We start from the raw sequence: 26,729 nt of genomic DNA on the forward strand, positions 1-26,729 counted from the left end.
TTTCCCTTTCCGGCGGTTCCGACTCTATCAGATCCTTTCGGGCCTGACTCCCAGTCAGTGGGGCTTGTCTTCGCGGCTGTTGGGCCGTTCCGACGAGTGAGACTTTAGCGGAGTCCTGGCTCCCGAGCTAATCGGGGGCGTCCTTTCGAACGCGGATTCCTCATTTCGCAAAGACGCATGAAAACGAGCCGTGGCGCATCTCAGAGAGAGGCGACATCGATCGTTGAATGGTTCTTGCGGAATGGCCACCCGGGGACCGGTCAGGGACCGGAGCTCACGTCGGGCAACTCGGAGAACACTACGTACCGGGCCCAGGAGTGTCAACTTCACGCCTGTGAGGTCTACTCTTGGGCTCGTGACTACGCATGCGCACACCCAGCAGTGGTGGGCCGCCTGACGGCGGCCGGCAGAAGCATGCACCCAACGGCCGCCGCCTCGGCGGCCGTTCTTGTATCTCCCTCCTGGAGACCACGGAGCCCGGCAGCCGGGCCGCTGCGGTCCTGACCAGGAGGTGGAGTAATGACGCGAATCTTCAGCGGGGTCAAGCCGACCGGGCATCTGACGCTGGGGAACTATCTGGGCGCCGTACGTCAGTGGGCTGAAGTCGATCAGTACAGGGCTGACGCTCTGTTCAGCGTCGTCGATCTGCACGCGTTGACCGTGGACCACGATCCTGGGCGGGTGCGGCGACTCAGTAAGCAGGCAGCGACGTTGTTGCTTGCCTCGGGGCTCGATCCCGAGGTGTGCACCGTGTTCGTACAGAGTCATGTGGACGAGCACGCCCGGCTGTCGTATCTCCTCGAGTGCGTCGCCACGGACGGCGAGATGCGGCGGATGATCCAGTACAAGGAGAAATCCGCGCGCGAGCGGGAGCGGGGCGGGAGTCTACGGCTGTCGCTCCTGACGTACCCCGTGCTGATGGCGGCGGACATCCTCGCTTACGGGGCGGACGAGGTTCCTGTGGGCGATGACCAAACGCAGCACGTCGAGCTATCCCGGGATCTGGCGGTGCGGTTCAACCAGCGGTATGGGCACACCTTCGTGGTGCCGCGGGCGACGCCGCCCGCTGTCGCGGCGCGAGTCATGGACCTCCAGGACCCGACTTCCAAGATGGGGAAGTCGCATGACAGCGGGGCCGGGATCGTCTATCTCCTCGACGAGCCGGACGTCGTGCGGAAGAAGATCCTGCGGGCGGTCACGGACAGCGGCACGGAGGTCGAGTACGACCGCGAGGCCAAGCCCGGGGTGTCGAATCTGTTGGAGATTCTGGCCGCTTGTGAGGGTGGGAACCCGGAAGGCTTGAGCGGTGTACATGAGTCGTATGGCGCGCTGAAGAGGGCGACCGCGGAGGCCGTGGTGGAGTTTCTTACGCCACTGCAGAAGAGGCACAAGGAACTGGTTGCGGATCCCGCGTATGTAGAGGAGGTGCTGCGGCGGGGAGCTGAGCGGGCGAGGGAGATGGCGAAGCCGACCGTGGACGCCGCCTATCGGGCGATCGGGCTGCTTCCCCCTATCTGAGCGTCCCAATCTGAGCGTGCCTATTGGCGGCACGTTCCTGGATGGGCGTTTCTAGGAGAGGCATTCCTAGGAGGGAGTGAAGGGCCGCTGGGCGAAGGAGGCCCGGTAGGAGCGTGGGCTGGTGGCGAGGCGCGATGCGAAGTGCTGGCGCATCGTGACCTCGCTGCCGAAGCCCGCGCGGCGTGCGACCTCGGGCATGGAGAGGTCGGTGCGTTCGAGCAGCTTCTGCGCTGCCGCCATGCGCTGGTCCAGGAGCCAGCGCAGAGGAGTGGTGCCAGTGGCTGCGGTGAAGTGACGGGCGAAGGAGCGCGGGGACATGCCGGCGCGGGCGGCGAGGCCGGCGACGGTGAGCGGTTCGTGGAGGTGCTGGAGTGCGTATGCGCGTACGGAGGTGAGGGCGTCGGCGTCGCGGTTGGCTCGTGGCGTGGGGTGCTCGATGAACTGGGCCTGCGTTCCTGTGCGGAAGGGGGCCGTGACCATCGAGCGGGCGATGGTGGCGGCGGTCTCCGCGCCGTGGGTCCTGCGGACGAGGTGCAGGCAGAGATCGATGCCGGCGGCCGTGCCGGCGGCGGTCCAGATGTTGTCGTCCTCGATGAAGAGGGCGTCGGGTTCGACGGTGACGAGGGGGTGATGGGCGCGGAGCAGGTCGACGAGGTTCCAGTGGGTGATCGCGCGGCGGCCGTCCAGTAGGCCGGCTTGGGCGAGTGTGAAGGCGCCTCCGCACAGCGCCGCGATGGTGACGCCGCGGGCGTGGGCGCGGCGCAGGGACTCGAGGACCGGTTCGGGCGCGGGGGTGAGGTGGTCGTCGAGGCCGGGGACGACGAGCAGGTCGGTGGCCGGCGTGAGGCGTGTCAGCCAGGTGAGGGTGCGATCCGGGGTGAGCGTGAGTCCGCCCCGCATGGGGACGGGTGTCGGGTCTTCGGCGATGCGCCGGAGGTCGAAGGCGGGGACGCCGCGGTCGGTGCGGTCGGTGCCCCAGACCTCGGTGATGACCGAGACGTCGAAAGCCCGGATGCCGGGGAAGGCGAGGAGGGCGATGCGCTGAGTGGGGCGCGGCAGTGTGTGCGGGTCTGCGTGCGGGTCTGGGTACGGCACGGTGGCAGTAAACCATCGATCGCTGTCTTTTGCGCCTCTGGGGCAGGCGCGCTCCCGGCGGCAGCATCGTGGGCATGGAGATCGCAGAGAACACAGCGCTGATCGTGGTGGACGTGCAGAAGGGGTTCGAGGAGGAGGGGTTCTGGGGACCGCGGAACAACCCTGGGGCTGACGAGAACATCGCGTCGCTGATCGACGCGTGGCAGTCGACGGGGCGACCGGTCGTCTTCGTGCGGCATGACTCGCCGAAGCCTCAGTCACCATTGCGGCCGGGGTATGCCGGGAACGGCTTCAAGGAGTACGTGGAGGAGCGGCGTGGGAAGGGGGACGGAGAGGAGCTCCTGGTGACGAAGTCCGTGAACTCGGCGTTCTACGGGACGCCGGACCTGGACGCGTGGCTCAGGGCGGCCGGCATCGCGCAGTTCGTGGTGGCCGGGATCCAGACCAACATGTGCGCGGAGACGACAGCACGCATGGGCGGGAATCTGGGGTACGAGGTGCTGTTCGCATTGGACGCGACGCACACCTTCGACCTGGAGGGCCCGTTCGGCTGGCGCCGCACAGCGGAGGAGCTGGCCCAGGCCTCAGCGGTGTCACTGCACGGGGGCGGCTTCGCCCGGGTGGTCACGACGGCGGAGGTTGTGGCTGCGGCGGAGGCGGGGGCGCTTCGCGGGTGACGGTCGGCACTGGTTCGGTGTTGCCGGCACGCGTGCGGGCGGGCGCGGGGCAGCCAGGTGGCGGGGGCGGCAGCGTCTACCTCGGGTGTGATCCGTCGGGCGCCGGTGCGGCATCACCGTGCCGCGTGTTCGTGGGGTGCCGGGATGACCGGATCGGCCGCCCTGCGGGGTGAGCTGCCGCGTCCAGGTCGGTGCGGGTCGTCGCGGCGCGGGGGTGGGTCGCCCTCGCAGGACCTGGCTCGCGCGGGCGAGTGGTCTGCGGCCCGAGGGAGACGGTAGGGCGCTGCAGTGGCGGGGCGGCCAGATCGGCAGCCAGGTGCGGCGAGCCGCTGCGGCCCACCGCATCCCGGCCCTGCCCGGGCCGGGATGCGGTGGGGTCGGCCCGGGCGAGGTGAAGCTCGCCGCCACGTCGGGCCAGCCCCCGGTTCCGGGCAAGTCGCGTCGAGGCAGGACGGGCCGAACTTCAGCAAGGGCCAGGATCAGCCGGTCACCGGAGATGGCCAGGCCGGGGCAACCCGGCCTGGGTAGCCAGGCCTCGCATCGCCCCAGGCCAGGGTGGCCAGGCCGAGCGTCGCCCGGGTGAGAAATCAGCCACGTGCGTGTTGAGGCCTGTAGGGCGTACGTCCGTGGGGGCATGGGTCCGTGGGGGCATGGGTCCGGGGGGCATGGGTCCGGGGGCGTACGTCGGTGGGTCAGTTGTTGCCGGAGGCCAGTTCGCGGCTGCGGTCTCGGGCGGCTTCCAGAGCGGCGATGAGGGCGGCGCGGACTCCGTGGCTTTCGAGTTCGCGGATGGCGTTGATGGTGGTGCCGGCGGGGGAGGTGACGTTTTCGCGGAGCTTGACGGGGTGTTCGCCGCTGTCGCGGAGCATCGTGGCGGCGCCGATCGCGGACTGGACGATCAGCTCGTGGGCCTTGTCGCGGGGCAGGCCGAGCAGGATTCCCGCGTCGGTCATGGCCTCGACCAGGTAGAAGAAGTACGCCGGGCCCGAGCCGGACAGAGCGGTGCAGGCGTCCTGCTGGGACTCGGGGACGCGGAGCGTCTTGCCGACGGCGCCGAAGATCTCCTCGGCGTGGGCGAGGTGGGCGGCCGTGGCGTGGGAGCCGGCGGAGATGACGGACATCGCCTCGTCGACGAGGGCGGGCGTGTTCGTCATGACGCGCACGACGGGGGTGCCTTCGGGGAGGCGCTCCTCGAGGAAGGTGGTGGGGATGCCCGCCGCGCCGCTGATGACCAGGCGGTCGGCGGGGAGGTGCGGGGCGAGTTCGGTGAGGAGGGCGCCCATGTCCTGGGGCTTGACCGTGAGGATCAGGGTGTCGGCCCGCTTGGCGGCTTCCGCGTTGGTGACGGGGGTGACGCCGTGGCGGGTGCGGAGCTCTTCGGCGCGTTCCGGGCGGCGGGCCGTGACCAGGAGGTTGGCAGGGGCCCAGCCCGCTCGGATCATTCCGCTGAGCAGGGCCTCGCCGATCTTTCCGGTGCCGAGGACTGCGACGTGCTGCTGGGGCATGGAGGCCACCCTTCGGGGCGCGAGGTTCGGTGCGGTTGCGTCCGTCGGGGTCATCCTCGCATCGGCGGCGCTCAGGCCGTACGGCGGCGGAGCGTTGCGGCGCCGAGGGCCAGGACCAGGACGGCGCAGCCGGCGACGACGGCCGCGTCGCGGATGAAGTCGGCCGTGAGGTCGGTGTGGCGGAGGACTTCGTTCATGCCGTCGACGGCGTACGACATGGGGAGGACGTTGGAGATTCCTTCGAGGACGGGCTGCATCTTGTCGCGCGAGATGAACAGGCCGCACAGGAGCAGCTGGGGAAAGATCACCGCCGGCATGAACTGGACGGCCTGGAACTCGGAGGCCGCGAAGGCGGAGACGAAGAGGCCGAGGGCGGTGCCGAGCAGGGCGTCGAGGAGGGCGACCAGGAGCAGCAGCCAGGCGGAGCCGGTGACGTCGAGGCCGAGGCCCCACAGGGCGAGGGCCGTCGCCAGTGCGGACTGGACGACCGCGAGGGCGCCGAAGGCGAGGGCATAACCGGCAATGAGGTCGCCCTTGCCGAGGGGCATGGCGAGGAGGCGTTCGAGGGTGCCCGAGGTGCGTTCGCGCAGGGTGGCGATGGACGTGACCAGGAACATCGTGATGAGCGGGAAGATGCCGAGGAGGGAGGCGCCGATGGAGTCGAAGGTGCCGGGGCTGCCGTCGAAAACGTAGCGGAGCAGGAAGAGCATCACGCACGGGACGAGCAGCATCAGGGCGATGGAGCGCGGGTCGTGGCGGAGCTGGCGCAGGACTCGGGCTGCGGTGGCGAGGGTGCGGGCTGCGTTCATCGGGGGCTCCGCTGGAGGGTGTTGGCCTGGTCGACGAGGTGGAGGAAGGCGTCTTCGACGGTCGCGGCGCCGGTGCGGGCTCGTAGGGCGTCTGGGCTGTCGTCGGCGAGGATCTCGCCTTCGCGCATGAGGAGGAGGCGGTGGCAGCGCTCGGCCTCGTCCATGACGTGAGAGGAGACGAGGAGCGTGGCGCCGCGCTCGGCGGCGATGGAGTGGAAGAGGTTCCACAGATCGCGGCGCAGGACGGGGTCGAGGCCGACGGTGGGTTCGTCGAGGACGAGGAGTTCGGGGGTGCCGAGGAGGGCGACGGCGAGGGAGACCCGGCTGAGCTGGCCGCCCGAGAGGTTGCCGGCGAGGGCGTCGGCGTGGGAGGTGAGGTCCACTTCGGTGATGACGCGGGCGACGTCGTCCCGGCGGTGGGAGGCGGCGGCGCGGCCCGGCTGGAGTACTGCCGAGAAGTAGTCCAAGTTTTGGCGGACTGTCAGGTCTGCGTATACGGAGGGGGCTTGGGTGACGTATCCGATGCGGGAGCGGAGTTCGGCGGAGCCCGCCGGGTGGCCGAGGACGGTGAGCGTGCCGGTGACCTTGGCCTGGGTTCCGACGATCGCGCGCATGAGCGTGGACTTGCCGCAGCCCGAGGGGCCGAGGAGGCCGGTGATCTGACCTCGGGGGACGGTGAAGTCCAGGGCGTGCAGGACGGGGCGGGGGCCTCGGACGACCGTGAGGTCCGTGGCGCGGACGGCGGCCGCCGGTGGTTCCGACGAAGAGGCGGGCGGGGAGGAGGGCCCAGCAGAGGGAGAGGGAGGGGGAGAGGGCTCCGGGGAGGATGACCCTTCGGAGATATTCATCATGTGATGAATATTCCTCGGGTGGGGCCGGGCCGTCAAGCGCCAGGGGGCGCTTTGGCGGCGCCGGTGCTCGTGGGAGCGATCGGAAGCGGGGCCTCCGGGGGCGGGCGCCTCCGCGCTCTCGAGGACATCGGGATGTAACCGCAGCTCGGTCTGTCATCAACTCCCTTACGTGCCAATGGATTTCAGTGCCGGGGCCTCCCCCGCTGCGGGCGCCCACCCACCCCTGCCCCCGCCCGTTGCCTCCCCCGTGGCTTCTCCAGTGCCGATCTGGGCGCGTCCCTCGTCGTCTTTCTTGTCGCGCTCCCCTTGTGTGTCGGCGGACTCGTCGCCGGAGCGCTGCCCGGCAGCAGCCTGCAGGTCAGCGGGCCCGTGGCCGGGCTGACCGTCCTCGTCTGCGAGGCCGTGCACACCCACGCCCCCGTCGCGCTCGGCGTCCTGGTGGCGGCTGCCGGACTCCTGCAGATCGGGCCGGGGGTGCTGCGACTCGGGCGGTGGTTCCGGGCCGTGTCCGTCGCCGTCGTGCAGGGGATGCTCGCGGGGATCGGCCTCGTACTCGTCGCAGGTCAGGTGTACGCGATCGGGGACGCCGCGTCCGTGCCCGCGAGCGGGGTGGCAAGGTGCTCGGGCTCGCGGCGCTGCCCGGTGCGTCGGATCCTGTCGCGCTCGCGGTCGGCGTCGGGACCGTCGTCGTACTGGTGCTATGGCCTCGCTGGTGGCCGGCGGCTGCGGTGACCGGGCGTTCGGGTTACCGGTGCGCAGGGTGGAGGTGCGCGGACTGTTCGACGCGGTGCAGCTGCCCTCGTCGGCGAGTGCGGGGCTGCTGACGCAGGCCGGAGTCGTCGGCACCGTCCCCGCGTTCGCGCTCATCGCGTCCGCGGCGTCCATGTTCAGCGCGACGGCCGTCGACCGGTTGCACGGCGGACCGCGGACGGACTACGACAAGGACCTGATCGCCCAGGGCGCCGGGAACACGGTGTGCGGGGTGCTCGGGGCGCTGCCCATGACCGACGTGATCGTGCGGAGCGCGGCCAATGTACGGGCCGGGGCGCGGACCAAGACGTCGCGGATCCTTCACGGGGTGTGGCTGCTGCTCGCGGCCGCGCTGCCCGCCGCGCTGGGGCTGATTCCGCTGGCGGCGCTCGCGGGGCTCCTGGTGCACGCGGGCTGCAAGCTGGTGCCGGTGCGGGAGTTGGTGCCGCTGTGGCGTGAGCATCGAGAGTCGGCGGGCTGCGGGTCTGGTCGTACGGGTGGCCGGAATGCCACGTTTCTGCGGCTGCCGAAGCTGCTCGACGCTCTGGAGGCGTTGCCTGCCGACCGGGACGTGCGGCTGGAGCTGAGTGGGCTGAGTGGGCTGAGGCATCTTGATCACGCGTGCGCCACGGCGTTGGAGGGGTGGGTGGCGGGGCGGATGTTGACGACGGTGTCGTGAGGTTGTGCGGGCGGCCGCCGCATTCGTGAGGCGGCGTGGGCGGCCGCCGGTGTCGTAGTGGCTGTGGGTCAGGTGCGGGTGGTTACCAGGAGTTCGACCACGTAGGTCTCCTCCACCGTGCCGTCCGGAAAGAGCTCACTGACCCGGGCGCGCTCCTCGGTGAGGAAGGCCTGCGCGTCGCCCTCTTCGAGGACGAGGAACGCCGAGTGGCTGCCGATGTTGGCGAGGTGCGTGTCCAGCGGGACAAGCCGGCTCCAGCGCACATGTCGAAGGGCGACCTCACCGCGTCCCGGCAGGTCCGTAAGGCCCGACAGTTCGGTGGCGCGGGCCTCGTCGGGGCGCTGCCTGGCCCCCGTCTCCACGCCTACGTGGCGCGCGATGCGTTCGTGCTGCGCGGCGATCCACGGGACGTCGAGGGCAACGGTGTTCCACCACAGCGCGAGCGCGCCGCCCGGGCGCAGGACTCGCATCGCGTCGGGGGCCGAGCGGGCCGGCTCGGTCCAGTGCCGCGACTGGGCGTAGGTGAGGAGGTCCAGGGAGGCGTCGGCGAAGGGGAGGGCGTTGCCGTCGCCCCGCACGATCGGTACGCCGGGCAGCGCCCGGCGGAATTCGACCGCCATGCCCTCGCCCGGCTCGACGGCGACCACGTGGGCGCCGCGCGCGTGCAGGAGGGCGGTCGAGATGCCGGTTCCCGCGCCTACGTCGGCCACGCGGGCGCCGGCGAGGGGCCGTCCGGCGGCGTCCTCGACGGCGTCCAGGAGGGCGGGTGGGTAGGACGGGCGGTTCGCGGCGTACTGGGCGGCCGCGGCGTTGAACGAGTGGGCGCGCGAGACGGTGGGCATGCCGCCATCCTGTCCTGTGCGGGGGACTCTCGTCAGTACGTAATGTGTGGCTCGGGCGGTGGCGGGTGCGCGCGCCTGTGGGCCGTGGGCCCGTACGGCTCGCATGCCCGTGGGCCCTTGAGCCCGTAAGCCCTTGAGCCCGTGAGCTAGTAGACCCGTGAACCCGTGGGCGTCAGCCCTTGCGCTTCTTCTTCGACGGGTTGCCGGTGCGGCGCGTGCTGCGGCGTTCGTACTGTTCGCGGGCGGTCGCGTACTCCTGCCTGCGGAGCTTCTCGCCCGGGGCCTCGGAGAAGCAGCGCAGGCAGTAGGCGAGCAGTACGCCGACGAAGCCGATCGACATGAAGCCGCGCAGGGACGCCTGCGCCTCGGGGTCCGGACGCTTGGAGAAGCCGTCCCACGTGCGGCGGAAGGCAAGGGCGCTGCAGATCGCGAACATCAGGACCACTAGTACGTTCACGAAGGAACCGACATCGGCGATGGCCAGGCCCTCGTACGCGAAGCGCAGCACGAAGCAGCCGGCCGCCGCGCCGACGAGCGCGCCCGCGGCGACCGCGACGCGGCGCCAGATGTAGCCGCCGTCGTGCTCGACCCAGGTCCTGCCAAAGAAACGGATCTCCTCGGGCTGGGGGCCCGCGGGGATGCCGCCGGCTGCTTCCGGGGGCTCGGGGGCGGGGCGGGGGGTGCCGGATTCGTCGCTCACGTGTCGATTATGGCGGGCGCCCCCGGCGTCTCCGGGGGCGGAGGTGGGACTGGGGTGAGGCTGGGGTGAGGCCTGCTTGCGGCTTGGGTGGCGGCAGGCGGGTCCAGGGCATTGTCGGACCCCTCCCCTACATTGCACGCATGACGGAATACGTACTAGTCGCAGGCGCGTGGCTCGGGGCGTGGGCGTGGGACGACGTGGTGCCGGAGCTGCGCGCGGCCGGGCATGGCGCGCACGCCGTGACGCTCTCCGGGGTCGCCGACAAGCAGGGCCTTCCGGCCGGGCAGAAGACCCATGTCCAGGACATCGTCGACGAGGTGGAGCGCCTCGGACTGCGCGATGTCGTCCTGGTCGGACACAGCTACTCGGGCATCCCGGTCGGCCAGGCCGCCGAGCGGATCGGTGACCGGCTGAAGCGCGTGGTGTTCGTCGACTCGAATGTTCCGGCGGACGGGGAGTCGTTCGTGTCCGGGTGGTGGCAGGGGCCGGCGGCGCTGGAGGCCGTACTCGCGGCGAACGATGGTTACTGGCCGCCGCTGACTGCTCCCGAGTGCGAGGGGCAGGGGCTCGACGACGCGCAGGTCGCGCGGATCGTAGGCGGGGCCACACCGCACCCGGGGGCGTCCCTGTCGGAGCCGGCCGTGCTGTCCCGCCCGCCGGGCGAGCTTGCGGCGACGTACATCAAGTGCCTGCTCGACGGGCCCGAGCCGACGGACGACGTGGCCGAGCTTCTGCGCGGCGAGAACTGGCGGCTGCGGGAGATGGACACGGGGCACTGGCCGATGTTCTCCCGGCCGGAGGAGCTGACGCGGATTCTTCTTGAGGAGGCCGGGGGGTGAGGGCGGGGTAAGGGCGGCCCCGGGCCGGCGGTGAAGTGACGGGCCGGTCGCGCAGGTCGGACTGCGCAACCGGCCCCCGCCATCCGCTACGCGCAGCGCGGAGCCACATAACCGTCGTTGCCGGTCTTCACGTACGCGTCGGAGACGTACTGGCCGTTCGCGATGTTGTCCCAGAGGTTCGTCGTGCCGTACGTGCCGCTGATGGTCTCGCCCGGCTTCTGGCAGTTGATCGGTACGCGGGCGCCCAGCGGCAGGACCTTGACCAGCTGGTAGTGGGTGCCCGGTCCGCTGCGTACCTTCAGGCGGACTCCGGGGGCGACCGGGTAGCGGATGGCGAGCGCGTCGGCGCTCAGCTCCTCCGCCGACCCCCCGGCCTCATCCGCCGCGATGCCCTCAATCGTTCCCGCACCGTCCTCAACAGCCATGCTGTTTCTCCCCCGTTGATCACTCTGACGTCTGTTTCTGACATCCATGCAGATGCGTACGTGTCGTGCGACCCGCGCAGGCTAGCAAGCCCCTCCGACATCGCACGCACCATCGACTAGGCTCCGTGCGTCGCGCTTGCGGACACAGACACGGGGGTGGGCGATGCCGCCGCTGCGCAGCACCGGGCCGGGCCGGGAAGCGGAACATCCTGAGTACGCCGGGCAGTACCGTCTTGAGTCATGCCTCGGCGCGGGCGGCATGGGTGTGGTGCACCTGGCGACGTCCGCTTCGGGGCTGCGCCTGGCCATCAAGGTCGTACATGCCGAGTACGCGGCGGATCCCGAGTTCCGGGCCCGTTTCCGGCAGGAGGTCAATGCCGCGCGAAGGGTCAGCGGTGCCTTCACCGCGCCGGTGGTCGACGCGGATCCGAATGCTGAACTGCCCTGGATGGCCACGCTGTTCATCCCTGGCGACACGCTCGCCGAGCGGGTGAAGCGGAATGGCGCGCTGGCTCCCGACGACGTACGCAGGCTGGGTGCGGGGCTCGCAGAGGCGCTGCGCGACATCCATCGCGTCGGCGTCGTGCACCGTGACCTCAAGCCGAGCAACGTCCTGCTCGCCGCCGACGGCCCGAAAGTCATCGACTTCGGCATCTCCCGCCCGACGGACAGTGATCTGCGGACCGAGACGGGCAAGTTGATCGGCTCGCCGCCCTTCATGGCGCCCGAGCAGTTCCAGCGGCCGCGTGAAGTGGGGCCCGCCGCAGATGTGTTCGCCATGGGCGCCGTGCTGGCCCACGCGGCGACAGGGCGTGGACCTTTCGACTCGAACAGCCCGTACATCGTCGCCTACCAAGTCGTCCACAACGAGCCAGACCTGGCCGGGGCGCCCGAGGACCTCGCGCCGTTGATCAGGCGTTGCCTCGCGAAGGAACCCGGGGAGCGGCCCCTGCCGGGCGAGATCATGGAGGCGCTCCGGCAGCCTTACACGGCCGGGGCGGGGGCGGCCGGTTCCGGGGCCGGTGCGTTCATACCCGCCCAGCGGCGCCCGAGCGGGCAGCGGGACCCGGACGGGCAGCCGGACGCGGACGACGGACGCGAGCAGAGCACCCAGTGGACCCGGCGGATCCGCCGCCAGGACCGGCCCGCACCCGCACCCGCACCCGCACCCGCACCCGCCGGCCTGGACTCCCCCGCGTCCCGGGCGGACCAGCCCACCCGCCCCCGGCCAAGCGAAAGAGCCAGGCCCGAGCCACCGCGGCACCGTCGCAGCTGGGCGCTGACGGCAGGAGCCGTACTCGCGCTGGCGGCCGTCGGCGCAGGCATCGCGCTGCACACGGGGGAAGACGGTAACGCGACCGGCCCCGGCGGAACGGCCGTGCGACAACAAGCCGGCTCCTTCAAGCCCTGGCACAAGAACCTCGGCGGCGCGAGCGACACCGCCCCGGCGTGTGCCTCCGGGCCTGGTGCCCTCTACTGCGTCAGCGGCGGCGGCAGGACAACGCGCCTCGACCCTCTGAACGGCCACGTCGTGTGGGCCTCGGCCGCGCCCGGGGAGCGGCACAGCTCCGGCACGGCCGCACAGCGGGCCACTCCGGCTGCGCCCACGCTGTCCGGAGGGCTGCTGCACCTGGTCGACGACGGCCGGATCAGGGCTCTGGATCCGCGTACGGGCGAGGAGCGTTGGGCCGTCGACGCGTCCGCGTACGAGGCCGTGGAGCACGGCGCGGACACGACGCTGCTGATCGGATCGGGCGGAACCGTGCGCGCCCTGAACAGCGCGACCGGCGAGCCGCGGTGGACGAAGCACGTCGGAGGCCTCGGCACCCAGTGGATCGCCGGACCGGGCGGCGACGGCGAATTCTTCGCCGTGACGGCGTCCGCCGACGGAGGCACCACGTCGGTCAGCGCGATCGATACCCACGGGGGCGCCGTGAAGTGGACCGCCGAGGCTGCGGGCAGCCTCAGCCCGTTCGGCGCGTCGGACGGCGCCGTGTACCTGCTGTCCACCGACACGGACCTCTTGGTGGACGCCGTCGTACGGCTCGACACCGCCGACCGGAGCGCACACCGTTTCCCGCTGACCACGCCCGCGGACCAGGCCGAGGCCACCGAGAGCGGCGGCATCGCCTACGTGTACGGGGCCGGCGGCTCGCTCGTCGCCGTCGACACCACGGCCGCGAGCCCGCAGAACGCGGTCAGTTGGCGCCTGGAGACCTCGGTCAGTCGCCCTTCGCGGCCCGTCGTATCGGACCGGACGCTCTACCTCACCGCCCCCGACGGCCGCCTGCTCGCCACCGACATCCGCACCGGCAAGCCCCTCGGCCAGACGCGTCCCCGGCTGGGGAGTGAACCCGGGCGGGTCGTCGGGGAGTTGCCCGCGCCCGTCGCGGGTGAGGGAGGTCGCGTCTACGGGAGCGCGCCCGACGGAAGTGTGTTCGGGGTGGACGGGCGGGAGCCTGGGCGCTGGTGATGTGGGCCCGTACGGGCCCTGCCGCCGCCGCCCTCGGCCGGACCGGGCCCTGATGACCTCGGCCGAGACAACACGCATACCTGACGCCGTCCTCGTACAGACATGAGCCCGCCCGGCAGCGAATTCGCCGCCGGGCGGGCTCACGCCTCAGGCAGAACCAGAGCCGGAGTCGAGGTCAGACCCAGAGCCATGGTCAGGCCACCGGTTCAGCCGGAGGCAGCCGGCCGGTCCTCAGCCCAGCTTCGAGACGTCCCGCACCGCGCCCTTGTCCGCGCTCGTTGCCATCGCGGCGTACGCGCGCAGGGCGGCCGAGACCTTGCGGTCCCGGGCGACCGGGGCGTAGACGCCGTTCAGGGCGGTGCGGCGGGTGGCCAGCTCGTCGTCGGAGACGAGGAGTTCGATCGAGCGGTTCGGGATGTCGATGCGGATGCGGTCACCGTCCTGGACGAGGGCGATCGTGCCGCCGGACGCCGCCTCGGGCGAGGCGTGGCCGATGGACAGGCCCGACGTGCCGCCGGAGAAGCGGCCGTCCGTGACCAGGGCGCAGGTCTTGCCGAGGCCGCGGCCCTTGAGGAACGACGTCGGGTAGAGCATCTCCTGCATGCCTGGGCCGCCCTTGGGGCCCTCGTAGCGGATGACCACGACGTCGCCGTGCGTGATCTCCTTCTTGAGGATCTTGTCGACGGCGTCCTCCTGCGATTCGCAGACGACCGCCGGACCCTCGAACGTCCAGATCGACTCGTCGACGCCCGCCGTCTTCACGACGCAGCCGTCGACCGCCAGGTTGCCCCTGAGGACCGCGAGGCCGCCGTCCTTCGAGTACGCGTGTTCGGCGGACCGGATGCAGCCGTTCTCGGCGTCCAGGTCGAGGGCCTCCCAGCGCTCCGACTGGGAGAACGCCTCCGCCGAGCGGACGCAGCCGGGGGCCGCGTGCCACATCTCGACGGCCTCCGCGGACGGGGAGCCCGCGCGCACGTCCCACGTCTTCATCCAGTCGGAGAGCGACGGGCTGTGGACGGAGTGGACGTCCTCGTTCAGGAGGCCGGCACGGTACAGCTCGCCCAGCAGGGCGGGGATGCCGCCGGCGCGGTGCACGTCCTCCATGTAGTACGTGCGGTCCTTCGCCACGTTCGGCGCGACCTTGGCGAGGCACGGCACGCGGCGCGAGACCTCGTTGATCTCGTCCAGACCGAAGGCGACGCCCGCCTCCTGCGCGGCGGCCAGCAGGTGCAGGATCGTGTTGGTGGAGCCGCCCATGGCGATGTCGAGGGCCATGGCGTTCTGGAAGGCGGCGAAGGTGGCGACGTTGCGCGGCAGGACCGACTCGTCGTCCTGCTCGTAGTACCGGCGCGTGACGTCCATGACGGTGCGGGCCGCGTTCTCGTACAGCGCCTTGCGGGCCGTGTGCGTCGCGAGGACCGTGCCGTTGCCGGGGAGGGAGAGGCCGATGGCCTCCGTCAGACAGTTCATCGAGTTGGCCGTGAACATGCCGGAACAGGAGCCGCAGGTCGGGCAGGCGTTCTCCTCGATACGGAGGATGTCCTCGTCCGAGATCTTGTCGTTCACGGCGTCGGAGATCGCGTCGACCAGGTCGAGCGTGCGGACGGTGCCGTCGACCAGGGTGGCGCGGCCGGACTCCATCGGGCCGCCGGAGACGAAGACCGTCGGGATGTTCAGGCGCAGGGCCGCCATCAGCATGCCGGGGGTGATCTTGTCGCAGTTCGAGATGCAGATCAGGGCGTCGGCGCAGTGCGCCTCGACCATGTACTCGACGCTGTCCGCGATCAGGTCGCGGGAGGGGAGCGAGTAGAGCATGCCGCCGTGGCCCATCGCGATGCCGTCGTCGACGGCGATCGTGTTGAACTCACGCGCGATGCCGCCCGCCGCCGTGATCGCGTCGGAGACGATGCGGCCGACCGGCTGGAGGTGGGTGTGGCCGGGCACGAACTCGGTGAACGAGTTGGCCACGGCGATGATCGGCTTCCGGCCGATGTCCGCACCGGGTACCCCGGAGGCGCGCATAAGGGCGCGTGCGCCCGCCATGTTGCGTCCGTGGGTGACTGTGCGGGACCTCAGCTCGGGCATCGTCGCTCGCTCCTTCAAGGGCCCGTTCAGGGGCCCGTGCGGCAGATAGGGCTGCTATCGAGCGTACGCCGCCGATCCAAGATCCGGACAGGGTGTCCGGAATACGGGACGCGTGTCTCGCTGTACGTGCCCCCGACCGTGGCGTCCCGTCCGGGTACCCCGGCCCTCGCGTCCCGTCCGGGCGCCCGGCGGCCGGGTCTCGCGACGGTTCGGGTGGGCATGCCAGGTGGGGCGTGCGTCACTCCCCCGTCAGATGCCCCTGCACCACCGGTGCCACCCGCTCGACGATCCGCTCCATGTCCGCCGACGCCAGCGGTTCCACCTTGATCACGTAACGCAGCATCGCGATCCCCACGAGCTGCGCCGCCGCCAGCTCCGCCCTGAGCTCGGCCTCCTCGGGCGGCAGGTCCAGCTGCCTGGCGATCTTCCGCAGCAGCTGTACGGCGACCAGGCGCCGGAAGACGGCCGCCGCGGTCTCGTTGTTCACGGCCGAGCGGACGATCGCGAGGAGCGGGGCGCGGGTCGCCGGGTTCTCCCACACGGAGAAGATGAAGCGGGTGAGGCGCTCGCCGACGCCGTCCAGCGGGCCGTCCTCGATCGCGGCCGGTGCGTCCAGAGCGGGGGCGAAGGCGACCTCGATGGACGCCTCGAAGACCTGCTCCTTCGTACCGAAGTAGTGGTGCACCAGCGCCGCGTCCACGCCCGCCGCCTTGGCGATGCCGCGTACCGACGTCTTCTCGTAGCCGCGCTCGGAGAACTCCGCGCGGGCGGCCTCCAGGATGCGGTCGCGGGTCGCGGGGCCGGCCGCCTCCGTCTGTGTACGGGAAGGCCGCCCCCTGCGGCGTACGGGCGGGACCTCCGGGTCGGTCATGAGCGGGGGACCCGGACCGCCGACGCGAGGTGGAGGCGGGTGAAGGCGAGGGCCTCGGCGAGGTCGGCCTCACGTTCGGCGCTGGACATGGCGCGGCGGGTGTTGACCTCGATCACGACGTGCCCGTCGAAGCCGGTCAGGGCGAGGCGCTCCAGGAGCTCGGAGCAGGGCTGCGTACCGCGGCCGGGCACCAGGTGCTCGTCCTTCGCCGATCCCCTGCCGTCCGCGAGGTGGACGTGGCCGAGGCGGTCGCCCATGCGGTCGATCATCGACATCGCGTCGGTACGGGCCGTCGCGGTGTGGCTGAGGTCGATCGTGAAGTGCCGGTAGTCGTCCTTGGTGACGTCCCAGTCGGGGGCGTACGCGAGCATCTCGCGGTCGCGGTAGCGCCAGGGGTACATGTTCTCGACAGCGAAGCGGACGTCCGTCTCGTCGGCCATGCGCCAGATGCCGTCGACGAAGTCGCGCGCGTACTGGCGCTGCCAGCGGAAGGGCGGGTGGACGACGACCGTGGACGCGCCCAGCTTCTCGGCCGCCGACTTCGCGCGCTGGAGCTTGGTCCACGGGTCCGTGGACCAGACGCGCTGGGTGATCAGCAGACAGGGCGCGTGCACGGCGAGGATCGGGACCTGGTGGTAGTCGGCGAGCCGGCGCAGGGCCTCGATGTCCTGGCTGACGGGGTCGGTCCAGACCATGACCTCGACGCCGTCGTAGCCCAGGCGTGCCGCGATCTCGAAGGCCGTCGCCGTCGACTCCGGATAGACCGAGGCCGTCGACAGGGCGACCTTCGCATCCGGGATGCGCACCACTGGTTCTGCCACGCAGACAGAGTACGGGCCCCGGCTGAGCCCCGGGGAGATGGTCGGCCCGCGGGTGCTGTGGGGTGCGCCTCAGTACGGCGGCGCCGTGCCGGGTGGGCCCGGGCGGGCGGACCCGGGCGGTGACGGGAGCCTCCGCCCGGGTGCCAGTGATCGCGGCTCGGCCTCCGGCTGCGGTACGTCCCGTCAGACCGTCGGCATGTGGTCGAGCCGCCTGAGGATCACGCCCTCCCGGAGCGCCCAGGGGCAGACCTCCAGGGTCTCCACCCCGAACAGGTCCATGGCCCCCTCGGCCACCAGCGCGCCGGCGAGCAGCTGGCCCGCGCGGCCGTCCGAGACCCCGGGGAGCTCGGCGCGCTCCGCCTCCGTCATCGAGGCCAGGCGCGGCACCCAGTCCTCCAAGGACTTGCGCTTCAGCTCCCGCTGGACGTACAGCCCCTCGGTGGAGCGGGCCGCTCCGGCCAGACGCGCGAGCTGCTTGAACGTCTTTGACGTGGCCACGACGTGATCGGGCTTGCCGAAGCGCGTGAACTCGCCGACCGAGCGCGCGATCTGCGCCCGCACGTGCCTGCGCAGCGCCTTGATGTCCGCGGGGTCCGGCGGGTCGCCCGGCAGCCAGCCCGCCGTCAGGCGCCCCGCCCCGAGGGGCAGCGACACCGCGGCGTCGGGCTCCTCGTCGATGCCGTACGCGATCTCGAGGGAGCCGCCGCCGATGTCCAGGACGAGCAGCTTCCCGGCCGACCAGCCGAACCAGCGACGGGCCGCGAGGAAGGTGAGCCGGGCCTCCTCCTCGCCGGCGAGGACGCGCAGCTCGACGCCGGTGTCCTCCTTGACCCGCGCGAGTACCTCGTCGGCGTTGCTGGCCTCGCGTACCGCCGAGGTGGCGAAGGGCACGAGGTCCTCGACGCCCTTGTCCTCGGCCGCCTCCAGGGCGTCCCGCACGGTGGCGGTCAGCCGGGCCACGCCGTCGGGGCTGATGGCGCCGCGGTCGTCGAGGAGTTGCGCGAGCCGCAGCTCCGCCTTGTGCGAGTGCGCGGGCAGCGGGCGCGCGCCCGGGTGCGCGTCCACCACAAGCAAGTGCACCGTGTTCGAACCCACGTCGAGGACACCGAGTCTCATATACGGAACGCTACTGCGCGTGGCCCGGGCGTCAGTCCCCGAGGGCACCGCAGCGCGTTTACCCTGGAACCGTGCCAAAGACGAAAAAGGCCAACGCCGACAAGAGCGACAAGCGCGGTAAGAGCGACAAGGAAGCCAAGTCGGCCACTAAGCCGTCGAAGGCGCCGAAGTCCAAGGAATCAGGGACGAAGCAGTCCGTAACGAAGGGTTCATCGCCGAAGGTGTCATCACCGAAAGGTTCCGCCCCTGACGAGAAGGGTCTGGACTTCGCCCGCGCCTGGGTCGAGTTCCCCGACCCCGCGGACGACGAGCAGATCTTCCGCTGCGACCTGACGTGGCTGACCTCGCGCTGGAGCTGCATCTTCGGGAGCGGCTGCCAGGGCATCCAGGCGGGCCGCGCGGACGACGGCTGCTGCACGCTCGGTGCCCACTTCTCCGACGAGGACGACGAGAAGCGCGTCGCCGGGTTCGTGGCGCGCCTCACGCCCGACATCTGGCAGCACCACGAGGTCGGTACGCAGACGGGCTGGGTCTCCAAGGACGAGGACGGCGAGCGCCAGACCCGCCCGTACAACGGCTCGTGCATCTTCCAGAACCGGCCCGGCTTCAAGGGCGGCGCGGGCTGCTCGCTGCACATCCTGGCGATCAAGGAGGGCCGCGAGCCTCTGGAGACCAAGCCGGACGTGTGCTGGCAGCTGCCGGTCCGCCGGACCTACGAGTGGATCGACCGGCCCGACGACACCCGTGTGCTCCAGGTGTCCATCGGTGAGTACGACCGCCGTGGCTGGGGCCCGGGCGGCCACGATCTGCACTGGTGGTGCACCTCGGCGACGTCGGCCCACGGGGCGGGCGACCCGGTGTACGTCTCCTACCGGCCCGAGCTGACCGAGCTGATGGGCAAGGAGGGCTACGACCGTCTCGCCGAGCTGTGCGAGGAGCGCCTGGCCTCCCAGCTGCCGCTGCTCGCGCCGCATCCGGCCGATCCCACCACCACTTCCTGAGACCTGCCCCTGCCGGCTCCCGCCGGCCCGCGCTAGCCGCCGCTCGGGCTCGCACCGCCGCCGTCGCTCGGCGGCGGTGCCGAGTCCGTGGGGGCCGACGGGCTCGGTGACGGATCGGACGGCGTGGGGCTCGGGTCGGACGGCGTGGGGTCCGGGTCGGACGGCGTGGGATCGGACGGCGTGGGATCGGACGGGCCGGGGCCCGGGTTTCCCGTGTTCGACGGGTCAGGGCCCGGGTCCGAGGTGCCGGGCTGCGAGGGGCCCGAACTCCCGTGTCCCTCTATTGAGATGACTGCCCCTGAGGGGTCGATGCCGATGCGCGCCGACCAGTGACCGGCGGGCTCCCGGTCGTGATCGACGTACACCCGGATCGTGAACGACTCGCCGGGCCGCAGGGTTCCCGACGTGCTCGTCAGGTAGAGCCAGCTCGCTCCGGTGTGTGCGGACCAGTGGACCGGTGAACTACCGGACGCCGTCAGCGTGATGAGGGTCGCGGAGCCGCTCGGCTGCGCCTCCACGGTGAGTCGGCCCGGGCCGGAGTGCGAGGGCCCGCCGGGGCTGATGACCTCCACGGAGACGTCCGGGGAGCGGCTACCCGCGGTGAAACGCGGGTCGGGGGTCGTACGCGCGTTGCCCGCGTTCTCGTAAGCGCCGTCCGCGCGATTGCCGTCGAGCCCGCCCGGGTCGCCGGCTTCGCTCGCGCTGATCGAGCGCCCGTCCTGACCCTCGCCCGTCTGCGGCGCCCCCCGGTACGCCGCCCACAGCGCCAGCACCGGGGCGGCCACGACGGTGGCGACGACCGTCGTCGTGACGGCACGCGCGCGTAGCCGGTCCCGGCGGGCCGCCCTGTCCTTGGGGTCCATCGGGAATCCGCGCCGGTCGAAGCGGGGAGCCGCGCCTCGCTGGGGGCGGTTGGCGTGGGCCATCGCCCGGTGCAGGGCCGCGCGCGGGGCCGTCGCGATGGGCAGGGCGGCCGGGGTGACCGCCGTGCCGGGCCAGGCGCCGGGGGCGGCGCGCTCGGCGGTGCGGCGGCAGCGGGGGCAGTCGTCGACGTGCCGGACCAGTTCGCGGCGCAGGGCGGAGCTCAGCAGCAGCTGGTTGTCTCCGGTGAGGCGGGCGACGCTCGGGCAGGCGCCCGTCTCCACCACGGCGAGGGCGGCGCGGGTGCGTTCCACCTCACAGGCGGCGGAGGCGAGCAGTTCCCGGGTGAGCCCCGGGTCCGTACCCAGTGCGGCGGCGACCTCTCGGGGCGACAGCTGATGCCGTACGGCCAGCTCCAGCGCCTCGCGCTGTTCGGGCGTCGTGCCGGCGGCCTCCGGCCAGGCCAGGAGCGCGAGCTCTCGGCGGCGCTGCGCCTGGATCTCCTCGGAAGAGGTCTCTTTGGTGTGCGGGGCTTCGGGATGGGGGCGGCCCGAGGCGTGCGTCCCCTGTCTGCGGCGCTTCGCCTCCGCCAGCGCCCGCAGGCACGACCAGCGGGCGAGCGCGTACAGCCACGCCTTACGGTCGGTCTCGGTTTCGGGGCCGCGGGAGCCACGGCGTTCGGCGAGCGCCAGGGCGTCGCCCAGCGCCGCGATGGCGTCGTCGTGATCGCACAGGACGGACAGGCAGTACGTGAACAGGCCGTCCAGATACGGCTCGTAGCGCGATGTCGGGCGCTGGGGTACGGTCCGCGGCGCAGGTCGCCCGCGCCCTTCGCGGTGCGCCCGGTGTGCGCCGGTGGTCTGCGTGGGAGTTTCCGGCCTGCTGGTCATCACCCGTGCGACCGTAGGCGGATGGTGCCGCACCCTTCCTCCCCCTTGGGGACATTTAATCCGTACGGGTGAAACGATCCCTCAAAAGGGGACGGGAATACCAAATTCCATACAGGGGAACATGCGCTCGGCGCATATATGTACGCCGGGGCGCACAGGCGCACACCCGGCGCGGGGCCCTCCGGGAGGCGGCGGGTGGTGGTCGGTGCCGGGTTGTCAGTGGTCTCCGTTACGGTTCGGTGCATGGCTGCCCGTACGAAATCCGGCAAGGACCGGCCGTCCTACCGCTGCACCGAGTGCGGCTGGCAGACGGCGAAATGGCTGGGTCGCTGCGGCGAGTGCCAGGCGTGGGGGACGGTCGAGGAGTACGGCGCTCCCGCCGTGCGGACGACCGCGCCCGGCCGGGTCACGACGTCCGCCGTCCCGATCGGCCAGGTCGACGCCCGGCAGGCCACCGCCCGCTCCACCGGCGTGCCCGAGCTCGACCGGGTCCTCGGCGGGGGCCTCGTCCCCGGCGCCGTCGTCCTGGTCGCGGGCGAGCCCGGCGTCGGTAAGTCCACCCTCCTGCTCGACGTCGCCGCCAAGGCCGCCAGCGACGAGCACCGCACCCTGTACGTCACGGGCGAGGAGTCGGCCAGCCAGGTCCGGATGCGCGCCGACCGCATCAAGGCGATCGACGACCATCTGTATCTCGCCGCCGAGACCGACCTGTCCGCGGTCCTCGGCCACTTGGACGCCGTCAAGCCCAGCCTCCTGATCATGGACTCCGTACAGACCGTCGCCTCCCCCGAGATCGACGGCGCCCCCGGCGGCATGGCCCAGGTCCGCGAGGTGGCCGGCGCCCTGATCCGCGCCTCGAAGGAGCGCGGCATGGCCACCCTCCTCGTGGGTCACGTCACCAAGGACGGCGCCATCGCCGGACCCCGCCTCCTCGAGCACCTCGTGGACGTCGTCCTCTCCTTCGAAGGCGACCGGCACGCGCGCCTGCGCCTCGTACGCGGCGTGAAGAACCGGTACGGGACGACCGACGAGGTCGGCTGCTTCGAGCTGCACGACGAAGGCATCACCGGACTCGCCGACCCCAGCGGGCTGTTCCTCACCCGCCGCGACGAACCCGTCCCGGGCACGTGCCTGACCGTCACCCTGGAGGGGCGGCGGCCTCTCGTCGCCGAGGTTCAGGCCCTCACCGTCGACTCCCAGATCCCGTCCCCTCGGCGCACCACGTCCGGTCTGGAGACGTCTCGCGTCTCGATGATGCTCGCCGTGCTCGAGCAGCGCGGGCGGATCAGTGCGCTCGGAAAGCGGGACATCTACTCCGCGACCGTCGGCGGCGTGAAGCTCTCCGAGCCCGCCGCCGACCTCGCCATCGCCCTCGCCCTCGCCAGCGCCGCCAGCGACACCCCGCTCCCCAAGAACCTCGTCGCGATCGGTGAAGTCGGCCTCGCGGGCGAGGTCAGACGGGTGACCGGCGTGCAGCGCCGGCTCGCCGAGGCGCACCGGCTCGGCTTCACCCACGCCCTCGTACCGAGCGATCCGGGCAAGGTGCCCGCCGGTATGAAGGTCACCGAAGTCGCCGACATGGGGGACGCTCTGCGCGTGCTGCCCAGGAGCCGTCACCGAGAGGCCCCACGGGAGACGGAGGAGCGCCGGTAGACTTTGCCCTGGTCTCGCCCGTGCGTACGAACCCTGGGCATTCAAGATCTGCGCGTTCCGCAATATCTGGGACTTCTGCGATATCTGCGACATCTGCGACCGGAGGAGTGCAGTGGCAGCCAACGACCGGGCAGCAGCTCCCGGCAAGTCCGGCGGGAGCTCCGGTGCCGATGGGCTGATGCGCGCCTCACTGAGCGCGGTCGCGCCCGGTACGGCGCTGCGTGACGGCCTCGAGCGAATCCTCCGCGGCAACACCGGCGGACTCATCGTTCTCGGCTGGGACAAGACCGTCGAGTCGATGTGTACCGGCGGTTTCATCCTGGACGTCGAGTTCACCGCGACGCGTCTGCGCGAGCTGTGCAAGCTCGACGGCGGCATCGTCATCGACAAGGACATCACCAAGATCCTGCGGGCGGGCGTGCAGTTGGTGCCCGACCCCACGATCCCCACGGAGGAGACGGGCACGCGGCACCGCACCGCGGACCGGGTGAGCAAGCAGGTCAGCTTCCCCGTGGTCTCGGTGTCGCAGTCGATGCGGCTCATCGCCCTTTACGTGGACGGGCAGCGGCGCGTCCTCGAGGACTCGGCCGCGATTCTCTCGCGTGCGAATCAGGCGCTCGCCACTCTTGAGCGGTACAAGCTCCGCTTGGACGAGGTGGCCGGGACGCTCTCCGCGCTCGAGATCGAGGATCTCGTGACCGTGCGGGATGTGACCGCGGTCGCACAGCGGCTGGAGATGGTGCGGCGCATCGCCACCGAGATCGCCGAGTACGTGGTGGAGCTCGGGACGGATGGGCGACTGCTCGCCCTTCAGCTCGACGAGTTGATCGCCGGTGTGGAGCCCGAGCGGGAGCTCGTCGTTCGGGACTATGTGCCCGAACCTACGGCCAAGCGGTCCCGGACCGTTGACGAGGCGCTGTTCGAACTCGACGCGCTGACGCATGCCGAGCTTCTCGAACTGTCCACCGTGGCACGCGCGTTGGGGTACACCGGGTCTCCGGAGACCTTGGACTCGGCCGTTTCGCCTCGTGGGTTCCGGCTGTTGGCGAAGGTGCCTCGGCTGCCCGGGGCCATCATCGACCGGCTTGTCGAGCACTTCGGGGGGCTGCAGAAGCTGCTCGCCGCCAGCGTCGATGATCTGCAGACCGTGGACGGCGTCGGGGAGGCCCGTGCCCGGAGCGTGCGGGAAGGGCTCTCGCGGTTGGCCGAGTCGTCGATCCTGGAGCGGTACGTCTAGGGGTGCCTAGGGGCGCCCAGGGGCGTCTCTTGGGGGCTGCTTGTGGGGGCTGCTTGTGGGCCTGGGGTGGGGTCCCGAGTGCGGCTCGGTGGGCTCGCCCCGCCGTCTTCGGGTGCGGGGCCGCGCCGGGATGTACGTGCTCGCTGTTCTACGGGGCCTCGTCACCCAGCTGATCACCTGTACGTGGTGCTGGTGGCTCCGCGCGCACATCCCGCCACGGCCCCTCCCGTTTCGTACGCGGCTGATCGCCGGTGAGGCGCTCGTCGGCCCCTATCGTTTCGCGCTCGGCTGACGCCGGTAGGGCGCTCGTTCGCCCCTCCCGTTTCGCGCTCGGCTGATGCCGGTGGGGCGCCTCGGGCGGGTTCTCCGGGCAGAGGGCAGGTGGTGTTAGTCCTTGGCCAGTACGAAGGATGCCTGGGCCTTGGGGAGTTGGGGTGCCTTTGCCTCTACCAGGTAGGTGCCTGGCGTCACCGGGCCCGTCTTCGGGGTTGCGCACTCGGGGGCGCCGGCCTTGCGGTCCCACTCGATCGTGTGCGTGATGCGGGTGCCTGCCGGTACGCGCAGCAGGAGGCTGCCGGCACCCTTGGGGCAGTCGCCGGAGGACCAGATCTCGGTATCGCTGGAAGCCTGAGTGATCGTCAGGACCGCGCTCTTCGGGCCCAGATCGACCTTGCAGTCCTTCGCCGTCGTGTTCTTGGCGATCAGCTCGAACTTCGGCTTCTCGCCCGGCGCGTACGAGTTGTGGACGCTGCGCAGCGTCAGCGTCACGCCGCCTGTCGTGCAGTCGGGGAGGCTTGAGCTCGCGGGGAGTCGGTCGCCCGCGCCTGTGCCGCCCTTCGCGCCGTCATCGGATCCCGCCCCTGAGCCGGCCGTGTCGGAGCCCGAGCCCGAACCGTCGCCGTTGGCGCCGTCGGAGGAACCGTCGTCACCGCCGCCGCCCGACTCGTCGCGGCCGCCCGGGTGTTCGCTGATCGCCGGTCCGGACCCGGAGGGGCCGGGCGTGATGGAGGAGGGCGCGGTGTCCTTGCCGTTCGAGCCACCGGCGCCTGTCTTGCTGCCTCCGGCACCGGAGTTGACGGCCCATACGATCAGCAGCGCGAGCAGCGCCACCATGGACAGCAGAACGGCCCTCCGTCGCCAGTAGATGGTGGAGGGAAGCGGCCCGATCGGATTGCGCAGAGATCCCACGGCGCAAACTGTACGAGAGATCAGCCCGTTCTCCCGCCCCCACCCGCCGCCACGGCCCGCGAGTTTTGCGGATCATAGTCCCGGGCGGCGGTTTCGGCGCGGGGACAACCCCTGTCTTTCGTCAGGTACGGGACGAGACCATCGCGGGATGTGATGGTGCTGGGGCATTACGTACCGTCCGTGTCATGGGAATCTTCGACTCCGACCTCTACCGCGACATCACCGGCTTCGCCCACGACACCCCGTCGTGGTTCCAGCACCTCATGGAGGTGTTCACCGAGCTGGGGCTGTTGGTCTTCGCCGTGCTCTTCGTCGCCGCCTGGTGGCGGGCCCGGCGCGGTGATCCACGGGCCCTGGCCGTCGCGGTGCTCGCCCCGCTGGCCACCGGCGTCGCCTATGTGTGCAGCGAGCTGGTCAAGTCCGGTGTCGACGAAGAGCGTCCCTGCCGGGCCGTCTCCGGCGCCCTGACCTCTCTTGTCGCGTGTCCGCCTCATGGTGACTGGTCGTTCCCCAGCAACCACGCCACCATCGCTGCCGCCTCCGCCGTCGGCCTCGCCCTCGCCTGGCCCGCCATCGGCTGGCTCACTGTCCCCCTCGCCCTCCTCATGGCCTTCTCCCGCGTCTTCGTCGGCGTCCACTACCCGCATGACGTGGCGGTGGGGCTGGGGGTCGGGGCTCTTGTCTCGTTCGTCGTGGTGCGGCTCTGTGTGGGGAGTGGGGCTCGGGTCGTCGTTGCCATGCGGGGGTCCGGGAGTGGGGTTGTTCGCTGGTTCGCCGGGCCGGCGGCGGTGAGCGGGTATGCGGCCGTCGGCGGTCATCGGCGGTGATCAGACCAGGCCCGCCTCGTACGCCACGATGGCCGCCTGCACTCTGTTCTTGACCTCCAGACGGTCCAGGACCGCGCTCACGTAGGCCTTCACCGTGCCCTCCACCAGGTGCAGACGGCGCGCGATCTCCGGGTTCGAGAGGCCCGCGCCCACCAGGCCCAGCACCTCCCGTTCGCGTGGGGTGAGCGTGGCCACACGGGCCCTGGCCGCCGCCTCTCGGCCCAGGCGCTGTGCCCCGAAGCCGTCGATGACGTGGCGCGCCACCTTCGGTGACAGGAACGCGGCCCCGTCCGCCACCGCTCTGACCCCCGCCATCAGTTCGTGCGGGTCACCGGACTTGAGGAGGAATCCGGTGGCCCCGCCGGCCAGAGCACGGGCCACGTACGCGTCCTCCGAGAACGTCGTCAGCATCGCCACCGCCGTGCCCGGCACGGCTCGTACCATCTCCTCCGCCGCCGCCAGGCCGTCCAGGCGTGGCATACGGATGTCCAGGAGCGCCACGTCGGGGCGGTGGGCCTGCGCCAGGCTCACCGCCTCGCGGCCGTCCGCCGCCTCCGCCACCACCTCGAAGTCGCCACCCGCCGCGAGGATCGCGCTCACGCCCGCCCGGATCATCGCCTCGTCGTCCGCCAGCAGGACCCGGATCATCTCGCCCACCCTCGCCTCTGTTCCTGCGCCTGGTCTGTCGTGCCTGGTCTGGGGATCACGCTCTTCTCCGATTAGTTCGTGGTTGTTGTCCTTGTCGAAGCAGAGCCTGAAGTGGTCCACGGGGACGAACAGTTCGCCGCTCGCCCTGTAGTAGCGGCAGTCCGTTCCCGGTGGTGGTGGGGTTGGGGGCCCCTCCACCGGCGGGTCGCCGATCGTGCGGTCCGGCAGCCGCGGGACCGTCTCCTCCAGCGGCGTTCCGATCTTCAAGGCCGCGTAGGCGGTCGGCGTCAGCACCGCGTGCGTCTTCGTGTACGCGTACCAGGCGAACGCCCCTCCGATCAGGACCGCCCCCACCGCTGCCGCCGCCC

22 protein-coding genes and 1 pseudogene are annotated in these 26,729 nt (G+C 71.3%); 9 read left to right on the top strand and 14 right to left on the bottom strand.

Translation table 11 applies throughout. From position 1 onward, the window contains the following. Positions 1 to 519: 519 nt before the first annotated feature. A complete protein-coding gene (gene trpS, locus ACWFR4_RS28360) occupies positions 520 to 1,518 on the top strand; it encodes a tryptophan--tRNA ligase (RefSeq protein WP_453655176.1) in 999 nt (332 codons plus the stop codon). Between the two features lie 66 nt (positions 1,519 to 1,584). Here the strand turns inward: trpS and ACWFR4_RS28365 are convergent, their stop codons facing one another. Next, positions 1,585 to 2,613 (bottom strand): GlxA family transcriptional regulator, encoded by a 1,029-nt coding sequence (locus ACWFR4_RS28365; RefSeq protein WP_453467552.1) that lies wholly within the window; start codon positions 2,611 to 2,613, stop codon positions 1,585 to 1,587. Positions 2,614 to 2,687: 74 nt separating this feature from the next. Between ACWFR4_RS28365 and ACWFR4_RS28370 the strand changes: the two genes are divergently transcribed. After that, complete coding sequence (locus ACWFR4_RS28370) at positions 2,688 to 3,290, top strand: cysteine hydrolase family protein (RefSeq protein ID WP_453655178.1); 603 nt, start codon at positions 2,688 to 2,690, stop codon at positions 3,288 to 3,290. Between the two features lie 692 nt (positions 3,291 to 3,982). Here ACWFR4_RS28370 and proC read toward each other — a convergent pair. The 3 genes from proC to ACWFR4_RS28385 all read right to left on the bottom strand — a co-directional run bounded on the left by proC (position 3,983) and on the right by ACWFR4_RS28385 (position 6,455). Next, complete coding sequence (gene proC, locus ACWFR4_RS28375; protein WP_453467547.1) at positions 3,983 to 4,795, bottom strand: pyrroline-5-carboxylate reductase; 813 nt, start codon at positions 4,793 to 4,795, stop codon at positions 3,983 to 3,985. A gap of 71 nt (positions 4,796 to 4,866) precedes the next feature. Further along, positions 4,867 to 5,604: an ABC transporter permease gene (locus tag ACWFR4_RS28380; RefSeq protein WP_453467545.1), complete on the bottom strand. Its 738-nt coding sequence runs from the start codon at positions 5,602 to 5,604 to the stop codon at positions 4,867 to 4,869. Then, positions 5,601 to 6,455 carry an ABC transporter ATP-binding protein gene (locus tag ACWFR4_RS28385; protein WP_453467543.1) on the bottom strand — a complete coding sequence of 285 codons (855 nt, stop codon included), beginning with the start codon at positions 6,453 to 6,455 and terminating at the stop codon, positions 5,601 to 5,603. Before ACWFR4_RS28385 ends, ACWFR4_RS28380 begins: the two co-directional genes overlap by 4 nt. Positions 6,456 to 6,722: 267 nt before the next feature. Between ACWFR4_RS28385 and ACWFR4_RS28390 the strand changes: the two are divergent. After that, positions 6,723 to 7,884: pseudogene (locus ACWFR4_RS28390) on the top strand (SulP family inorganic anion transporter). Between the two features lie 68 nt (positions 7,885 to 7,952). Here the strand turns inward: ACWFR4_RS28390 and ACWFR4_RS28395 are convergent. Then, positions 7,953 to 8,726 carry a class I SAM-dependent methyltransferase gene (locus tag ACWFR4_RS28395; protein ID WP_453655180.1) on the bottom strand — a complete coding sequence of 258 codons (774 nt, stop codon included), beginning with the start codon at positions 8,724 to 8,726 and terminating at the stop codon, positions 7,953 to 7,955. 172 nt (positions 8,727 to 8,898) lie between these two features. Continuing rightward, positions 8,899 to 9,426: an EamA/RhaT family transporter gene (locus ACWFR4_RS28400; RefSeq protein ID WP_453467539.1), complete on the bottom strand. Its 528-nt coding sequence runs from the start codon at positions 9,424 to 9,426 to the stop codon at positions 8,899 to 8,901. 140 nt (positions 9,427 to 9,566) lie between these two features. On the opposite strand from ACWFR4_RS28400, the gene ACWFR4_RS28405 reads away from it, so the two are divergent. Beyond that, positions 9,567 to 10,265 carry an alpha/beta fold hydrolase gene (locus tag ACWFR4_RS28405; protein ID WP_453467537.1) on the top strand — a complete coding sequence of 233 codons (699 nt, stop codon included), beginning with the start codon at positions 9,567 to 9,569 and terminating at the stop codon, positions 10,263 to 10,265. An 86-nt stretch (positions 10,266 to 10,351) separates the two neighbouring features. Here the strand turns inward: ACWFR4_RS28405 and ACWFR4_RS28410 are convergent, their stop codons facing one another. Beyond that, on the bottom strand, positions 10,352 to 10,690 hold the full coding sequence (locus ACWFR4_RS28410; RefSeq protein ID WP_453467535.1) for a peptidase: 339 nt from the start codon (positions 10,688 to 10,690) through the stop codon (positions 10,352 to 10,354). 163 nt (positions 10,691 to 10,853) lie between these two features. Here ACWFR4_RS28410 and ACWFR4_RS28415 point away from each other — a divergent pair, with 163 nt between their 5' ends. Then, positions 10,854 to 13,163, top strand: a complete 2,310-nt coding sequence (locus ACWFR4_RS28415; RefSeq protein ID WP_453655377.1) for a protein kinase domain-containing protein — start codon at positions 10,854 to 10,856, stop codon at positions 13,161 to 13,163. 231 nt (positions 13,164 to 13,394) lie between these two features. Here the strand turns inward: ACWFR4_RS28415 and ilvD are convergent, their stop codons facing one another. The 4 genes from ilvD to ACWFR4_RS28435 all read right to left on the bottom strand — a co-directional run bounded on the left by ilvD (position 13,395) and on the right by ACWFR4_RS28435 (position 18,056). Next, positions 13,395 to 15,248 (bottom strand): dihydroxy-acid dehydratase, encoded by a 1,854-nt coding sequence (ilvD, locus tag ACWFR4_RS28420; protein ID WP_453655182.1) that lies wholly within the window; start codon positions 15,246 to 15,248, stop codon positions 13,395 to 13,397. Positions 15,249 to 15,486: 238 nt separating this feature from the next. Next, the gene (locus ACWFR4_RS28425) at positions 15,487 to 16,119 is read right to left on the bottom strand and encodes a TetR/AcrR family transcriptional regulator (RefSeq protein ID WP_453458860.1); all 633 of its coding nucleotides are present in this window, start codon (positions 16,117 to 16,119) and stop codon (positions 15,487 to 15,489) included. Continuing rightward, positions 16,116 to 16,940 (bottom strand): sugar phosphate isomerase/epimerase family protein, encoded by an 825-nt coding sequence (locus tag ACWFR4_RS28430; protein ID WP_453458857.1) that lies wholly within the window; start codon positions 16,938 to 16,940, stop codon positions 16,116 to 16,118. The genes ACWFR4_RS28425 and ACWFR4_RS28430 overlap by 4 nt, the downstream gene beginning before the upstream one ends. Positions 16,941 to 17,123: 183 nt before the next feature. Continuing rightward, positions 17,124 to 18,056: a Ppx/GppA phosphatase family protein gene (locus ACWFR4_RS28435; RefSeq protein ID WP_453458855.1), complete on the bottom strand. Its 933-nt coding sequence runs from the start codon at positions 18,054 to 18,056 to the stop codon at positions 17,124 to 17,126. Between the two features lie 71 nt (positions 18,057 to 18,127). On the opposite strand from ACWFR4_RS28435, the gene ACWFR4_RS28440 reads away from it, so the two are divergent. Next, positions 18,128 to 19,057 (top strand): hypothetical protein, encoded by a 930-nt coding sequence (locus ACWFR4_RS28440; protein WP_453458852.1) that lies wholly within the window; start codon positions 18,128 to 18,130, stop codon positions 19,055 to 19,057. Between the two features lie 32 nt (positions 19,058 to 19,089). Here ACWFR4_RS28440 and ACWFR4_RS28445 read toward each other — a convergent pair whose 3' ends face one another. Beyond that, positions 19,090 to 20,808 carry a BACON domain-containing protein gene (locus tag ACWFR4_RS28445; protein WP_453458849.1) on the bottom strand — a complete coding sequence of 573 codons (1,719 nt, stop codon included), beginning with the start codon at positions 20,806 to 20,808 and terminating at the stop codon, positions 19,090 to 19,092. Positions 20,809 to 21,051: 243 nt separating this feature from the next. Between ACWFR4_RS28445 and radA the strand changes: the two genes are divergently transcribed. Both radA and disA read left to right on the top strand, forming a co-directional pair. After that, on the top strand, positions 21,052 to 22,461 hold the full coding sequence (radA, locus tag ACWFR4_RS28450; protein WP_266561540.1) for a DNA repair protein RadA: 1,410 nt from the start codon (positions 21,052 to 21,054) through the stop codon (positions 22,459 to 22,461). Positions 22,462 to 22,573: 112 nt separating this feature from the next. Then, positions 22,574 to 23,698, top strand: a complete 1,125-nt coding sequence (disA, locus tag ACWFR4_RS28455) for a DNA integrity scanning diadenylate cyclase DisA (RefSeq protein WP_362900849.1) — start codon at positions 22,574 to 22,576, stop codon at positions 23,696 to 23,698. Between the two features lie 387 nt (positions 23,699 to 24,085). On the opposite strand, the gene ACWFR4_RS28460 is transcribed toward disA, so the two are convergent. Further along, a complete protein-coding gene (locus ACWFR4_RS28460; RefSeq protein WP_453655184.1) occupies positions 24,086 to 24,886 on the bottom strand; it encodes a hypothetical protein in 801 nt (266 codons plus the stop codon). 185 nt (positions 24,887 to 25,071) lie between these two features. Here ACWFR4_RS28460 and ACWFR4_RS28465 point away from each other — a divergent pair, with 185 nt between their 5' ends. Next, positions 25,072 to 25,713, top strand: a complete 642-nt coding sequence (locus ACWFR4_RS28465) for a phosphatase PAP2 family protein (RefSeq protein WP_453655186.1) — start codon at positions 25,072 to 25,074, stop codon at positions 25,711 to 25,713. Here ACWFR4_RS28465 and ACWFR4_RS28470 read toward each other — a convergent pair whose 3' ends face one another. After that, entirely contained in the window at positions 25,714 to 26,361 is a 648-nt protein-coding gene (locus tag ACWFR4_RS28470; protein WP_453458871.1) for a response regulator transcription factor, read from the bottom strand. Between the last annotated feature and the right edge of the window lie 368 nt (positions 26,362 to 26,729).

Source organism: Streptomyces sp. NPDC055140, assembly GCF_053607285.1.

Coding starts and splice junctions, on each gene's coding strand:
- ACWFR4_RS28395 (WP_453655180.1), bottom strand. CDS start 8,726: ATGCCCACCGTCTCGCGCGCCCACTCGTTCAACGCCGCGGCCGCCCAG.
- ACWFR4_RS28435 (WP_453458855.1), bottom strand. CDS start 18,056: ATGAGACTCGGTGTCCTCGACGTGGGTTCGAACACGGTGCACTTGCTT.
- ACWFR4_RS28385 (WP_453467543.1), bottom strand. CDS start 6,455: ATGATGAATATCTCCGAAGGGTCATCCTCCCCGGAGCCCTCTCCCCCT.
- ilvD (WP_453655182.1), bottom strand. CDS start 15,248: ATGCCCGAGCTGAGGTCCCGCACAGTCACCCACGGACGCAACATGGCG.
- trpS (WP_453655176.1), top strand. CDS start 520: ATGACGCGAATCTTCAGCGGGGTCAAGCCGACCGGGCATCTGACGCTG.
- ACWFR4_RS28415 (WP_453655377.1), top strand. CDS start 10,854: ATGCCGCCGCTGCGCAGCACCGGGCCGGGCCGGGAAGCGGAACATCCT.
- ACWFR4_RS28410 (WP_453467535.1), bottom strand. CDS start 10,690: ATGGCTGTTGAGGACGGTGCGGGAACGATTGAGGGCATCGCGGCGGAT.
- proC (WP_453467547.1), bottom strand. CDS start 4,795: ATGCCCCAGCAGCACGTCGCAGTCCTCGGCACCGGAAAGATCGGCGAG.
- ACWFR4_RS28470 (WP_453458871.1), bottom strand. CDS start 26,361: ATGATCCGGGTCCTGCTGGCGGACGACGAGGCGATGATCCGGGCGGGC.
- ACWFR4_RS28405 (WP_453467537.1), top strand. CDS start 9,567: ATGACGGAATACGTACTAGTCGCAGGCGCGTGGCTCGGGGCGTGGGCG.
- ACWFR4_RS28370 (WP_453655178.1), top strand. CDS start 2,688: ATGGAGATCGCAGAGAACACAGCGCTGATCGTGGTGGACGTGCAGAAG.
- ACWFR4_RS28425 (WP_453458860.1), bottom strand. CDS start 16,119: ATGACCGACCCGGAGGTCCCGCCCGTACGCCGCAGGGGGCGGCCTTCC.
- ACWFR4_RS28465 (WP_453655186.1), top strand. CDS start 25,072: ATGGGAATCTTCGACTCCGACCTCTACCGCGACATCACCGGCTTCGCC.
- ACWFR4_RS28380 (WP_453467545.1), bottom strand. CDS start 5,604: ATGAACGCAGCCCGCACCCTCGCCACCGCAGCCCGAGTCCTGCGCCAG.
- ACWFR4_RS28445 (WP_453458849.1), bottom strand. CDS start 20,808: ATGACCAGCAGGCCGGAAACTCCCACGCAGACCACCGGCGCACACCGG.
- radA (WP_266561540.1), top strand. CDS start 21,052: ATGGCTGCCCGTACGAAATCCGGCAAGGACCGGCCGTCCTACCGCTGC.